Origin of the sequence: Bacillus sp. FSL M8-0166, from assembly GCF_038008825.1 — a bacterium.
GTDB classification, from domain to species: domain Bacteria; phylum Bacillota; class Bacilli; order Bacillales; family Bacillaceae; genus Bacillus; species Bacillus safensis.
The window spans coordinates 1,713,004-1,726,355 of record NZ_JBBOZZ010000001.1 but is presented as its reverse complement, the minus strand read 5'-3'; the positions used below and the strand labels follow the sequence as shown (position 1 = coordinate 1,726,355).

General features: G+C 42.5%; 16 protein-coding genes and 1 pseudogene. 7 read left to right on the top strand and 10 right to left on the bottom strand.

Features of this window, described 5'->3' with window-relative positions:
- The first annotated feature begins 11 nt into the window (after positions 1 to 11).
- From sbcD to NSS92_RS09170, 3 genes are read left to right on the top strand one after another with little or no spacing between them, the layout of a single operon-like run.
- Complete coding sequence (gene sbcD, locus NSS92_RS09180) at positions 12 to 1,187, top strand: exonuclease subunit SbcD (RefSeq protein ID WP_340867406.1); 1,176 nt, start codon at positions 12 to 14, stop codon at positions 1,185 to 1,187.
- Complete coding sequence (locus NSS92_RS09175) at positions 1,184 to 4,579, top strand: SMC family ATPase (protein ID WP_340867403.1); 3,396 nt, start codon at positions 1,184 to 1,186, stop codon at positions 4,577 to 4,579. The genes sbcD and NSS92_RS09175 overlap by 4 nt, the downstream gene beginning before the upstream one ends.
- A 19-nt stretch (positions 4,580 to 4,598) precedes the next feature.
- Positions 4,599 to 4,898: a hypothetical protein gene (locus NSS92_RS09170; RefSeq protein ID WP_039177660.1), complete on the top strand. Its 300-nt coding sequence runs from the start codon at positions 4,599 to 4,601 to the stop codon at positions 4,896 to 4,898.
- Positions 4,899 to 4,945: 47 nt separating this feature from the next.
- Here the strand turns inward: NSS92_RS09170 and NSS92_RS09165 are convergent, their stop codons facing one another.
- From NSS92_RS09165 to NSS92_RS09130, 8 genes are all read right to left on the bottom strand, one after another.
- Positions 4,946 to 5,164: a spore germination protein gene (locus tag NSS92_RS09165; RefSeq protein ID WP_003211468.1), complete on the bottom strand. Its 219-nt coding sequence runs from the start codon at positions 5,162 to 5,164 to the stop codon at positions 4,946 to 4,948.
- A gap of 22 nt (positions 5,165 to 5,186) precedes the next feature.
- Positions 5,187 to 5,618 (bottom strand): spore germination protein GerPE, encoded by a 432-nt coding sequence (locus NSS92_RS09160; protein WP_267585967.1) that lies wholly within the window; start codon positions 5,616 to 5,618, stop codon positions 5,187 to 5,189.
- The gene (locus NSS92_RS09155; protein WP_003210893.1) at positions 5,618 to 5,794 is read right to left on the bottom strand and encodes a germination protein GerPD; all 177 of its coding nucleotides are present in this window, start codon (positions 5,792 to 5,794) and stop codon (positions 5,618 to 5,620) included. Before NSS92_RS09155 ends, NSS92_RS09160 begins: the two co-directional genes overlap by 1 nt.
- Positions 5,791 to 6,405, bottom strand: a complete 615-nt coding sequence (locus NSS92_RS09150) for a spore germination protein GerPC (protein ID WP_267585968.1) — start codon at positions 6,403 to 6,405, stop codon at positions 5,791 to 5,793. Before NSS92_RS09150 ends, NSS92_RS09155 begins: the two co-directional genes overlap by 4 nt.
- Before the next feature lie 30 nt (positions 6,406 to 6,435).
- On the bottom strand, positions 6,436 to 6,669 hold the full coding sequence (locus NSS92_RS09145) for a spore germination protein GerPB (protein ID WP_003210877.1): 234 nt from the start codon (positions 6,667 to 6,669) through the stop codon (positions 6,436 to 6,438).
- 14 nt (positions 6,670 to 6,683) lie between these two features.
- Positions 6,684 to 6,905 (bottom strand): spore germination protein, encoded by a 222-nt coding sequence (locus NSS92_RS09140; RefSeq protein WP_024425506.1) that lies wholly within the window; start codon positions 6,903 to 6,905, stop codon positions 6,684 to 6,686.
- Between the two features lie 125 nt (positions 6,906 to 7,030).
- Positions 7,031 to 7,192, bottom strand: a complete 162-nt coding sequence (locus NSS92_RS09135; RefSeq protein WP_029707539.1) for an aspartyl-phosphate phosphatase Spo0E family protein — start codon at positions 7,190 to 7,192, stop codon at positions 7,031 to 7,033.
- A 122-nt stretch (positions 7,193 to 7,314) separates the two neighbouring features.
- Positions 7,315 to 8,409: a CotH kinase family protein gene (locus tag NSS92_RS09130; protein WP_340867393.1), complete on the bottom strand. Its 1,095-nt coding sequence runs from the start codon at positions 8,407 to 8,409 to the stop codon at positions 7,315 to 7,317.
- A gap of 206 nt (positions 8,410 to 8,615) precedes the next feature.
- Between NSS92_RS09130 and cotG the strand changes: the two are divergent.
- Positions 8,616 to 9,032 (top strand): annotated as a pseudogene (gene cotG, locus NSS92_RS19465) (spore coat protein CotG); the annotation flags it as partial.
- 30 nt (positions 9,033 to 9,062) lie between these two features.
- Here cotG and NSS92_RS09125 read toward each other — a convergent pair.
- On the bottom strand, positions 9,063 to 9,278 hold the full coding sequence (locus NSS92_RS09125) for a hypothetical protein (RefSeq protein WP_340867391.1): 216 nt from the start codon (positions 9,276 to 9,278) through the stop codon (positions 9,063 to 9,065).
- A 111-nt stretch (positions 9,279 to 9,389) separates the two neighbouring features.
- On the opposite strand from NSS92_RS09125, the gene NSS92_RS09120 reads away from it, so the two are divergent.
- Together NSS92_RS09120 and NSS92_RS09115 are read left to right on the top strand one after the other, a co-directional pair.
- Positions 9,390 to 10,295: a fumarylacetoacetate hydrolase family protein gene (locus NSS92_RS09120; protein ID WP_340867389.1), complete on the top strand. Its 906-nt coding sequence runs from the start codon at positions 9,390 to 9,392 to the stop codon at positions 10,293 to 10,295.
- 92 nt (positions 10,296 to 10,387) lie between these two features.
- Positions 10,388 to 10,756 carry a YisL family protein gene (locus tag NSS92_RS09115; RefSeq protein ID WP_034282135.1) on the top strand — a complete coding sequence of 123 codons (369 nt, stop codon included), beginning with the start codon at positions 10,388 to 10,390 and terminating at the stop codon, positions 10,754 to 10,756.
- Between the two features lie 38 nt (positions 10,757 to 10,794).
- Here NSS92_RS09115 and NSS92_RS09110 read toward each other — a convergent pair whose 3' ends face one another.
- Complete coding sequence (locus NSS92_RS09110; protein WP_340867385.1) at positions 10,795 to 11,322, bottom strand: DUF2777 family protein; 528 nt, start codon at positions 11,320 to 11,322, stop codon at positions 10,795 to 10,797.
- A 154-nt stretch (positions 11,323 to 11,476) separates the two neighbouring features.
- Here NSS92_RS09110 and asnB point away from each other — a divergent pair, with 154 nt between their 5' ends.
- Positions 11,477 to 13,318 carry an asparagine synthase (glutamine-hydrolyzing) gene (gene asnB, locus NSS92_RS09105; protein ID WP_340869967.1) on the top strand — a complete coding sequence of 614 codons (1,842 nt, stop codon included), beginning with the start codon at positions 11,477 to 11,479 and terminating at the stop codon, positions 13,316 to 13,318.
- Positions 13,319 to 13,352: the final 34 nt, after the last annotated feature.

Below are 13,352 nucleotides of genomic sequence, written 5' to 3'. Positions count from 1 at the left end.
AGGTGAATCACATGAGGATTCTGCATACGGCGGATTGGCATTTAGGAAAAACCCTTGAAGGCCGAAGCCGGCTTGATGAGCAAGCACAGTTTTTAGATGAGCTGTATCAAATCGTGAAAGACGAACACATTGATGTCATTGTGATGGCTGGAGACGCCTTTGATACAGTGAATCCGCCTGCTAGAGCAGAGCAGCTTTTTTATGAAAGTCTATCCGCCTTATCTGATAAAGGAAAACGTCAGGTAGTGGTCATCTCAGGCAACCATGATAATCCGGATCGCTTATCCGCCGCATCCCCTTTAACAAATGATCAGGGGATTCATTTAATTGGATATCCGACAAATGATATCATCCGTGTCGATGTTCCTTCTTCGAGTGAACGTTTATCCATTGCAGCTCTTGCTTATCCGTCTGAGGCGAGATTAAACGAGGTGCTGGCTGAAACATTTGAAGAGAAATTGCTTCGTGATCATTACAATTTAAAAATACAACAAGCATTCCAACATTTAAGCACTCAATTTCAAGCGGGTACGGTCAATATCGCAACGAGCCATATTTATGTGGCAGGAGGAAGTCAAACAGATTCAGAAAGACCGATTGAAGTAGGCGGCGCATATACCGTTGCGGCTGAAAGTCTGCCAGAAGCAGCCTGCTATGTTGCCCTTGGTCATTTGCACCGCCCGCAAACCATCAAACGTGCCAAAACGATTGCCCGCTATTCCGGGTCACCTCTTGCTTACAGCTTTTCTGAATCAGGATATGCCAAATCAGTCACGATTGTAGAGGCAAAACCTAATGAAAAAGCAAGCTGGAAAGAAGTGTTGTTATCAAGCGGAAAACCACTTGTGAAATGGAAGGCAACTGAGGGACTGAGTCAAGTACACGAGTGGCTGGATGAAAAACGGGATCTTCAGGCATGGATTGATTTAGAGATTCATTTAACAGATCAGCTCTCTATAGAAGAGATCCATCAGCTCCGAAAGCAGCATAGCGGGTTTGTCCACATTAGACCAAAATTTAAAGAACTGCAGCAAATGGAAGAACAAAAGCAAGTCGAAAAGCTCTCAATCGAAGAGCGGTTCGTGAAATTTTATGAGCGCCAGACAGGCGGCGGTCTTCCTGATGAAAAAACAGTCAAGCTGTTTTTGGAGCTCGCCAATGAAATGCAAGAGGAGGAAGCGATTTGAAGCCGATTACGCTAACCATTAAAGGACTTCATAGCTTCAGAGAAGAGCAAACAATTGACTTTAGCTCATTATGTGATGCAGGTGTGTTTGGCATTTTTGGACCGACAGGAAGCGGAAAGTCGTCCATATTAGACGCCATGACCCTGGCACTCTATGGCAAAGTGGAACGTGCGTTAAATAATACACATGGTATTTTGAACCAAGCGGAAGAAAAGCTGTCAGTTTCCTTTACGTTCGCTTTGCAAAAGGAACATCACATTTCTTATAAAGTCGAACGTGCTTTCAAGCGGGCAGATGAAATGAAAGTCAGAACGACACTATGCCGTTTGATTGAAATTAGTGATACGCAGACAGTTCTTGCAGATAAAGCGAGTGAGGTCAATCGTAAAATAGAAGAATTACTCGGGTTAACCATTGATGATTTTACGCGAGCGGTTGTCTTGCCTCAAGGGAAGTTTGCAGAATTCCTTTCCCTAAAAGGAACCGATAGACGACAAATGCTACAGCGTTTGTTTAACCTGGAAAAGTATGGGGATCAGCTCGTCAAACGTTTGCGCGCGAAGGCGCAGAATCAATATGGACAAAAAAATGAACTGCTTGCTGAGCTGAATGGTTTAGGTGAAGCTGGCCCAGACGCGCTGGCAATGGCAAAGGAAGCGGCTGAGCAGGCAAAGGCTATTTTTCATGAGAAAAAACAAGCGCGGGATGAAGCGTTCACTGCTTTTACAAAGGCGCAAACGATTTGGCAGTATCAAAAGGAACAAGAAGCCTATGAGACGGAACTTGACCATCTGAATCAACTGGCACCATCAATGGAAGAGAAAAAGGCCAAGCTTCATATTGCTGAGCAGGCAGAGGCATTAAAGCCCTATGCGGATGCATTAACAAAGGCTGAAAATCAGCTTTCTCAAGCATTAAAAGAAAAGCAGGAAGCAGAAAATCAGCTTCTGCATCAACGAACGATCTATGATCAAATGACGCAGGACTATGAGCAAGCCAGACAAAAGAAAATAGAAACTGAGCCAGAACTTCTTCAAAAGAAAGAGCAGCTGATTCAGCTAAAGGAAATTGAACGGAAAAAAGAGGCGGCTCTTCAGGAAAAGACGTCAATCGAACAGCGAAAAAATAATACAGCGCAGCAATTATTACAAAAAAAAGAAGAAGCAGACAATCTCCAATCTTTGTTAGAACGTGCACTGGCAAAACAAACACAGCTGAAGCGTGAGCTGGAGCAATTGCAAGTCTCTGTAAAAGAACGGAAAAGTGTACAGGATGCTTTGCGTTTAAGCGAAAATGTTCAAAGAATACATCAGAGCATACACAAAGAAGAACAAAAGATGGAGGAGCTCAAAAAGCGATCATCACAGACTGCAGCAGCATATGAAAAGCTTCAAAAACAGCAAAAAGACCATCATGAAAAAATAGACCAATCGTTTCAAGCGATTGAACAGCTCTATTTCTATGTATGTGAATTCGAACGCGCTTTTACAGAATGGAGTAAAAGAGAACAAAGTCAGAAGCTCGAAAAATTAAAACAGCGTGACGCTGTTAGGGCGGCAGAATTAAGAAAAGAATTAGCAGCAGAGCTCGTAGATGGTGAGCCATGTCCTGTTTGTGGATCGATTCATCATGATCCAAAGGCATTGGAAAACAATGATCATGAAGAAACTGTGGCACAAATTGATGAAGTGATTCAAAGGATGGACAAAGAGCTCAAGCTGGCAGAGGAATATGCAAGAGACATGTATGCCGCCAAGCAGCTATTAGAAACGCACGCCAATCAATTAGTAAAGCAGTTTGCCTTTTTATCTCAGAAAGCGCCTGGTGCAGAAGTTGCTGCAGCAGTAGAAGCAGTGCAAAATCCGGAGTCCTTGCAGTATCTCATGCAAGAATGGAAAGGCTTGAAACAAGATATTCAAGAAGTTGAACATAAACGAGCTCGCTTAATGGATGAAACACATGATCAAGCAGCTGAGATAAGCAAGATGAAAGATCAAATGACATTTGAACAGCAGCGAATCGAAGAATTAGACAGGCTGATCAAGGAGCTTCAATCTGAGCTGACAGAGCAAACGTCTCAATTTAAACAGACCTTCCCGCACTTTACATTGCATCAAGTACAAGAGATGCAAAAGCAGATCGATGAAAAGGACCAGCAAGCGGAAGGCTATAAAGAGCGTATAGAGAAAAGTATTTCATTTTTGGAAGAAAAGCAGCAGGCAAAAGAACAGCTGCAAACAGCCATATACGATGTAGAGAAGGAACTTGATATACTAGCGCATCAGCTAGAAAGCCAGCAGCAGCTCATTCATCAATATGAAACAGATTTAGGGAGGTATCCATTAAAAGCTGTCTCTATTTCTGATGAACTGATCGAGGTTGAACACATGCTTGCTCGTCTTAAAGAAATGGAACAGCAATCGTTCAAGCAATTACAGCACGCGCAGGAGCTCTTTAGTGAAGCACAAAGTCATTTTTCAAGCTGTGAGCGTCAGCTTCAAGAGGCTGACCGGAGAAAACAAGAAGCAAGTGCAGCATGGGCTAAAGAATCGGAGTCTTCTCCTTTTGATAAGCCTCAAGAGATTGAATCTGCTTTTATGAATCAGGCAGTACGTCAATCGGTTAAACAAGAAATTGACGAATTTGAGGATAAAAGAAAGCAATGTGCCGCAAACTTAAAGCGAATTTCTGAACTGCTGAAAGATGAGTCACTAGATGAACAGCAGTGGACTGACATTCAACTGAGAAAAGAAGCGGCAGATAAGGCATTGGAAGAAGCAACAGTAATGAGCGGCTCTGCATATGAACATATGCGCGTAATGGAAGAGAATCACCAGCGCTTTGCAAGTATTCATGAACGCTTGGCAGAGCTCCAGCAAGAAATTGATCGGCTCGATAAGCTGCAAACCGTGTTTAAAGGAAATACATTTGTTGAGTTCTTAGCAGAAGAACAGCTGGAAAGTGTCAGTCGTGATGCATCTGCCCGTCTTGGTATTTTGACACGACAAAGGTATGCAATTGAGGTTGATTCAGAAGGCGGTTTTGTCATGCGTGATGATGCGAATGGCGGTGTCAGACGTCCAGTGTCCAGCTTGTCCGGCGGGGAAACCTTCCTGACGTCGCTTGCGCTTGCATTAGCTCTTTCAGCGCAGATTCAGCTGAGAGGTGAGTTTCCGCTGCAATTCTTTTTCCTTGATGAAGGCTTCGGTACCCTTGATCAAGACTTGCTTGATACGGTGATTACCGCATTAGAGAAGTTACAATCCCAAAACTTAGCTGTCGGTGTCATCAGCCATGTGGAAGAATTGAAAATGCGGCTGCCGAAAAAACTGATTGTCCATCCAGCAGATCCAAGCGGGAAAGGGACAACAGTCTCAATGGAATTAATGTAAATTTTGAGGTGATGACACGGTGGCAAAGCAAACAATTGGATTATGTGAGCTGTGCGGAAGACAAGATGTCCTGCTCACAGAACATCACTTAACGCCAAGAGAAGAGGGCGGTGCCTTTTTACCGACTGCCTTCCTGTGCATCCCTTGTCATAAACAAGTACATGCCCTCTTTACAAACCAGGAGCTTGCCGCACGTTTGAACACAATTGATGCGCTGAGGCAGGATGAAAAGCTTGCTTCGTACATCAAATGGATTCGGAAACAGCCGGCAAGCAAGCTGGTCAAAACGAAAAAATCGAGACAGCGCAGAAAGAAATAAGCATAAAAAAGCGCTCCTCTATTTGAAATGGGTGTAGAGGAGCTGCTTTATGCATTGCCTACCATATTCTGATCATTTAAGTCAGGATCCACATAGTTGGTGGCGCTAATGCCATTATTTAATATCAAGAAATCTCCGGTATTCCCCGCTCCAGAGCCTAAAGCAGATTTTGACGAACTTTTAGGCGACAGGTAGAATGAGTCACCGACGTTTACGACGCCTCCAGAAATAGAGTTAATGTAAATGGGTCCGACAATTGCTGGCATAATCGACATCCTTTATTCGAAGTCATATCACCATCATATGCGCAGGTAGGTCCATTTGTGAGTTTTGCGGACTTTCATCATTGCTAAACAGTTCCCTAATATGCTTCACTCGCGCAACGCCATTCATTCTACAAGTAGAGCCGATTTGATAGACAGAGGACGATGATACCCCTTCAACATGGATTGAAGACACTTTAATTACAGGCTTTTCATGGTAAAATGCCGTTTTAACTGATCGTTCTGGCAGCATCAATGGAATGGGCTCATAATACACTTCAAATTCTTTCGCATCTAAATTTTCTGCTTCATAGCCATAAAACAAACTAATGGTTCGTTGAACAGCTAATACTTTGACCTTCGGGCATAGCTCCTGAGTATCACCAATTTGAACCACACTCGAAATCCCGACAGAGTTCACCTTTGAGAACTTCACTTTAGATGTGCGCTTGATCATTATCGAGGCGCCAGAGGAACAAACGGGCCAATAATCAGTGATTCTGGCGGTGTATCGAAAATCGAGGATAATTGTACATGGTCTGTGTCCCCGATGATAAACAAGGAAGAGGACGATACCCCGACTACTTTAATACTTCCAGTCTCAATGTTGCGGTTGACAACTGTGAAATTCATCCGTTTTCCTCTCCTTTCGTTTCACTTGGAATATGGGCTAAAAAGTGCTCAATCGCCCGCTTTACATCATGCTTCACATATTCAGCAATTTGCTCTGAACGCTGCAGCGGGGTCATATCTTCCCGCTGTGGCAGTTGTCCCGCATAGTATTTGATCCTGCTGTCAATTTGCTTGCGAATGTCCTCAATGATATGGTGTTTGTTACTTTCATCAAGGGACCCTTCATATCGCTGCTCTAGCTCTTCAAGAAGGTCCGGTGCTTCTTCATTTAAGAATGCATCGACAAGCTGTCTTGTTTGATTGAAAAATTGACCAGCCATTTCTTGCTGCATCATTCCAATTCCCGGGGTTGTTGTTTGGCCCACTTCAAAGTTTTGAACACTGTTTGGATCAGATGGATTGAGGCCGATATTCAGCGTTCCTTCCAGCCGTTCGATTTTCAGTTGATCAAATTGATAATCAATCCGTTCAATATTCGTTGTCGGCTTATCTTTGATCATTTGTATTTCCTGCTGAAGCTCGTTAAGCCTTTTTTCAAGCATCATGATTTGTTGCGAGTGTTTTTGAATGATGCCATATACTTGTGAAGCGTTGCTTTGATAATCATACATTTACATACACCTCCGGGGATTGCAGATGACTTAAGTTGTTGGTGACTGAAGCGGTACAAAAGGTGCTGTGCTTGCGCCTTGAGATTCTTCAATTCCTTGTGTACCTGCTGCGGCAGGCGCTGCTTCTACGTAGCTTCCCGTGTTATACAGGTTGGAAAGGGCTTTGATGGATCCAGCACTCCCAATTTGCAGAACAGAGGAGTTACTCACAGACTCTACACGTAAATAATTAATTTGTATCGCTTGATTAATATAGAAGTTCAACGGATCCTCACTCCTTACAAGTTACCAACAAGCGGTTGATCAATGACATCACTATCGTACGTATTTGTCACACTTTTGTAGTTGCTAATTTGTAATTGATCACCTGTATTAAAACTGCCTGCGCCAGCAAACGTTTTAACTTGGCTATTTGGAGAAATGGTGATGCAGTCTCCAACATGAACGACTCCGCTCGTTCCGACGGCATTTACTTTAAAGGCTCCCACAATAGCCGGCATAGCGGTGCACATCCTTTATAAAATTAGGGCACTTGTTTTGGGCGTTTCACCATAGCTTATGATGGGTCTTTTAATGTGTGATTGTCTTTTTGAAAGCTTTTGATGAGAGGAATTAGATGTATGGCTTACCCTTTTTTTGAGCAATCTTTAGAGGTGGATTTGATGCCTTTATTTAAGAGTGTGTCAAGCTCTTGACTGCACCTGATTGTTTCTTCGGCATTCATCCCGAATTTTTTTGCAGTCTCAATTAAATGTAATCTTTTTTGTTCAATTTCATAATTGATCATAACGGACGCCAACTCTCACATTTTTTATCAAATAGAAGGATATGGTTAGTATACCCTATTTTTCTATAAAAAAAGCTGTTTCGTCAATATGAGTAATAAAGTGACAAAATTCGAAAGTGTTCTTACGTACCAAATATCTCTTTTCTTATCTCAGCCTGTAAATAACGTCGTCTTTTGTTGATATACTGCCGGATTAAGTCTCGTTCAGACTGCAGGATGTCTTTTCGATCTTTCGTATATGGATCATCTCCAATTCGATCCTCAATCGATTCATGCCATTTCTCGATGATTGGGCAGAGCCGGTCTTCTACAAAATGTGTATCGAGTACATGCTGGAAAAGTGTGTAATAGGCTCTTTTAAACGAAGGGATATCTAGTAATCTAGCTGTTAATGTATTAAAGCCGTTTACTGGGATATAATCAAACGCCATTTCTTCTCCATGAATGTCACGACCCCATGTTGCATCATAATCCCAAGGAAGTACTTGAAACCTTCCTTGTTCATTTACATAAAGAGCGTAGTTATGAACAAAACCATCAAAGTTTTGTGTGCATACCACACCGACGAGCCAGCGGAAATATTGTGTCACATCTAGGTATTGTTCAATTTTTTCCGCAAAAGTGTCATCTCTCGCTGTGTTGAGAAAGTAAATAAATTCGCTCAGCTGCTGATCGTGTTGAGGAGTCCCCGTTTTTTTCTCGTATCCGAGAAGAAGGTGCTTTTTTGGCTTTTTATCAAAAGAACTCAAAAGGGAGAAGTTCGCGTCATCATCAACTGCATAATAAATGCTGCCTCCTGAAAGCTGCCGTTTTTGAAGAAAAAACTCATCGACGGATTCTATTTTCAAATAAATGCCTTCTTTTCTTCCGTTTATGGTGAGAAACACATGAGAAGCGGCTGGGCTTAGCACCCCCATCTGCTCAAAGAAATAAAAGGACAGCCTGTTTCGGATAAACGAAGGGTCATTGTACTCTGCATTTAAATGAAAGATGGATTCGCCTTGTCTTTGTTTTGGCTTTCGGTATTCAATTTGATAGGATTTCTTCTTAAGCTTTCTAATGTGTGATCCGCGGTATGAAGCATAAATATGTGATTTGGTTTGGCCGGTTTTCAGAATGGCTTCAACAGGTTCATCGTTCCAAATGTCTTTTTTTAATTCAATCAGGTCCTTTGGATGAATCCACATATCAAGTTGTTTTAAAGGTTCTGTGGTCATATGTTCATCAGCCTCCTATATGCTCTTCTTTACGATATGAAAGTGAAGGAATGTCCTGTACCGGCTGGTAGGTATTCATGGAGTTTTCAAGGAAAGAGGCATTCGTCACGAACACTTGTCTACCGAGTCTCGTAACATAAAGCAGAGAAGATAAACAGCTTTATCTGTTTGTTTTGTCGAAGCATAGACTGGGAGGGGAATTGTTCGTGAGTACAATTGATCATTCACACATTGAACATGCAGTAGCTTCACTTCGAAGTGAGGGGCGTGATCATCACTTAGATCGTGAACCAGAATCGAGACGTTCGCATAAGTCAGCTCGTTCTCGTCATTCAAGTCGCGGTCATTGGTTCTTTGGCGGTGGTGGACGCCGTAAATCACGCCGCAGTAAAAAAAGCTACAGAAGCTATCGTTCAAAGAAAAGTTATCGCTCGAAGAAAAGCATGAAGAGTAAAAAGTCATATAAAAGCAAAAAATCTTACAGAAGCAAAAAGAGCGAACCGAAAAAGTCACACCGCAGCAAACACAGATCGCATCATAAGAAAAGCTGCCGTAAATCACACCGCAGCAAATGCAGATCGCATCATAAGAAGAGCTGCCGTAAATCACACCGCAGCAAACACAGATCCCATCATAAGAAAAGCTGCCGCAAGTCACACCGCAGCAAGCACAGATCCCACAATAAGAAGAGCCGCAAGTCGCGCCGCAGCCATCGATCTAAACGTTCTCATCACCATAAACGAAGCCGCTCTTGCCGAAGATGTGGAAAGAAATCGCATCGTTCCAGAAATAGAGGAAATGTTGAACGTAAATGGGATCAAGGGAACATGTGGGAGTACCGCCGTTTCCGCTAAGCATTCAATCATCATTTTTGAAACCCTTTTTAAAAGAGAGTATGATAAAAAAGGGTTTTTTTTATTTCATAGAGAAATAAAATGAGACATCATAACTTAGCGAAATGAAGATTGTGAGGGGAAGACATGAAGTTTTTTACAGGTGAGATACATAGCAGCATGTTTATTGGGGTAGTCATTGATGATGAATGGGTGATGGACGTCAAAAAGGCAGAAGCCAAATTATTTGAGCTTGAGACACTGCCAAACTCATTATCTGAGTGTATCAAAATAGGGGACAAGTTTGTGGAACATGTGGGGCAGCTTCTTGATTGGGCTGAGAAAAAAGAAGAAGACCGCGGTTCTTATGTATATCCGCTTTCGGACGTGAAACTCCATGCGCCGATTCCAAAGCCGTCTAAAAACATCATGTGTGTCGGAAAGAATTATCAAGACCATGTCATGGAGATGGGAAGTGCGGCGGATATTCCTAAAGACGTGATGATTTTTACAAAGGCACCTACTTCTGTCATTGGGCACGAAGCGGACATTCTTCTTCATGAAGGTGTGACAAGTGAACTGGATTATGAAGGAGAACTTGCCATCGTGATGGGCAAATCTGGGAAAAATATTGCTCCTGAAGAGGTCCAAGATTATATATTCGGTTACACCATTTTAAATGATGTGACGGCAAGAGATTTGCAGAAAAAACATAAACAATTTTTCATTGGTAAAAGCTTAGATACAACCTGCCCGATAGGACCTTATATCGTTCATAAGTCAATGATCGAGGATCATGGTGCGCTCCATGTGGAAACAAAGGTAAACGGAGAGATTCGTCAGTCTGCGAGTACGGAATTAATGATTTTCACAATTGAGGACATTGTCTCCACTCTTTCAAAAGGGATGACGTTAGAAGCGGGTGACATCATTGCAACAGGTACACCTTCTGGGGTGGGGAAGGGCTTTGAACCGCCTAAGTTTTTAGCTTCTGGAGATCGAATTGACATCACGATTGAACCGATTGGAACGCTGACGAATCGCGTCAAATAAAGCGCGTGATGACACAGGATTGTCGCTTTGTGTTCGACTTATTTCGTGGTACGATGAGAAGGTACTTGTTCTGATAAAGGGGGAAATCACAAATGGGAACACATTTACATATCACAGCATGGGTGCTGGGAATTATTTTATTCTTCGTAGCCTTTGCTCTAGCAGGTAAAAACGACAAAGGCGCTAAAATTGTGCATATGATCGTTCGCTTATTCTACTTGATCATTATTGCAACAGGCGTAGAGCTGTATGTTCGCACAGGAATGAAAATTCCAGGTTTCGGGGGCGAGTATATTGGAAAAATGATTCTCGGTATCCTCGTGATCGGTTTCATGGAAATGGTCCTAGTGCGCAAGAAAAAAGGAAAATCGGTGACTGGTGTGTTGATTGGTTTTATCGTATTTGCGATTGTGACCATTCTTCTCGGTTTACGTCTGCCGATCGGTTTCCATATCTTTTAATATAAAAAGGGCATTGCTTATACGAAGCAGTGTCCTTTTTATGTGGCATCAAATTGTGAAACCGTTCGGTGTCCGTCTGAAGTGGTCCATTCAAAACGAATGTGGCTGGCTGCAGGCTCATAGTGACATTGAAGTGCAAGTGATTGCGTATCTGCCGAAAAATGAAAGAAAGAGACGCGCTGCATTGAATGAAAGGAAGAGAAGACACAATCATAGACGGAAAAACCAAGCTGCTCTACCTGTTCAAGGATGTGATGAAAGACGTTTTCCGGTACGAACATGAGAAGATCAAGCCATCCTTTCGCAAGGGACGCCGTATATTGAATTTTTTCTCCCCCTTGTACGTCTATTAGCTGCCCGTTTTCATGGAGAATCATGGAACCAAGCAATTCTCCTTTTGTCCATCGGTCATTTTCCTTCAAACAGATCATCGTGCTTTGAAGACTTTCAGGCAGCATGATCTCTCCTTCTTCATCTTCAATCAGACAATGCCCGTTTTCAATGAGCAAATACCCGTTACACCATCTTCGGCTGCAGCGTTCAAGCTGCTTCATTCGATTTTTCATTTGCAAAAGCTCCTTTCTTCTTTCTTTTCTTACCAAAACAAGCTTGTCCTATACGCCGGGAAAAAAGGACAAATCAACTATCAAGGAAACGATGCATAAACTAAGAAAGGCTGAATGAGAACACTTGAGGAAAAACGGATGGGAGCTGATGATGATGTGTGGAATTACAGGCTGGGCAGACTTTAAAAAGCAGCTCATCCAACAGGATCATGTAATCAATCAAATGACAGATACATTATCTAAAAGAGGGCCAGATGATACAAATACGTGGAAAAGTGAGCACGTTCTTTTCGGGCATAAAAGGTTAGCGGTTGTAGATGTAGAAGGCGGAAAGCAGCCGATGACATATACACATCAAAACCATGCTTATACGGTTGTATACAATGGAGAGCTCTATAACACAGAGGATATAAGAAAAGAATTGTTAAAAAGGGGGCACCGCTTTCTTGGGCATTCTGATACAGAAGTTCTTCTTCATGCCTATACAGAATGGAAGGAAGAGTGTGTCTCCCATTTTAATGGAATTTTTGCATTTGTGATCTGGGATAGTGAGCGTGAATTGTTATTTGCAGGGAGAGACCGGCTCGGCGTCAAGCCATTTTTCTATACAGAACGTCATCATTCCTTCTTATTTGGTTCAGAGATCAAAGCACTTCTTGCTCACCCTGATATCAAAGCAAAAGTCGATCATGAAGGGCTGTCGGAGATCTTTGGCTTAGGACCGTCAAGAACACCAGGTCAAGGAGTGTTTAAAGGGATAAAAGAGTTGAGACCTGCTCATGCCTTGACCTTTTCAAAAGACGGACTGCGCGTGTGGAGATACTGGAATGTCAAAAGCAAGAAGCATACCGATTCACTTGATGACACCGCACAGCACATTAAGCATCTCTTTACAGATGCCGTGACAAGACAGCTCGTTTCTGATGTGCCTGTATGTACATTTTTATCTGGGGGCGTCGATTCTAGTGCTATTACTGCCATAGCTGCTAAGCACTTTGAGAAAATAGGGAAAGCACCGCTGCATACGTTTTCCATTGACTACGAAGGAAACGATCAATTCTTTGAGGCAAATCAATTCCAGCCGAATGCTGACGGCCCATGGATTGATCAAATGACCAAAGCGTTTCAAACGAATCATCACAGCTGTATCATTGGACAAAAAGAGCTCGCTTCCTATCTGAAGGAAGCCGTTGAGGTTCGAGACTTACCGGGTATGGCAGATATTGATTCTTCCTTGCTGTGGTTTTGCCGAGAAATTAAAAAAGACTTCGTTGTTGGTTTATCAGGTGAGTGTGCTGATGAAATTTTTGGCGGCTATCCTTGGTTTCACATGGCAAATGAAACAAATAGTTTCCCTTGGATGAGATCGACTGAAGCAAGAACGCAGCTCCTGCAAGACTCGTGGCAAAAAAAGCTGTCACTTAAGGAATACGCGCAAAGCAAATATGAAGAAACGGTGGCAGAAACGCCTCTTTTAGATGGAGAAACTGGCGTCGATAAAGCCCGGAGAGAACTTTTTTACTTAAATATGATTTGGTTTATGACAACACTGCTTGATCGAAAAGATCGAATGAGTATGGGGGCTAGTCTTGAGGTACGTGTGCCATTTGCAGATCATCGCCTTGTCGAATATGTGTGGAATATTCCTTGGGAAATGAAAATGCATGGAAATCGTGAAAAAGGGGTTTTACGAAAAGCATTAGAGGGAATTTTACCGAATGAAGTGCTTTATCGAAAGAAGAGTCCTTATCCGAAAACACATCATCCAGCCTATACTCAGGCTGTGAAAGAGATGCTGACCGACTGTCTCGCGCAAAAAGACTCTGTACTTCACGAATTTTTAGATCCACATCAATTAAAGCAGCTGATTGAAACGGAAGGAGCTTCCTTTCATGTGCCATGGTATGGCCAGCTCATGAAGGGCCCGCAGTTGATTGCCCATCTAGCACAGATTCATCATTGGTTTGAAACGTATCGAATTGATATAGAAGCGTAATAAAGGGTCGGCTTTCTTGCACTTGTTGAAAGGA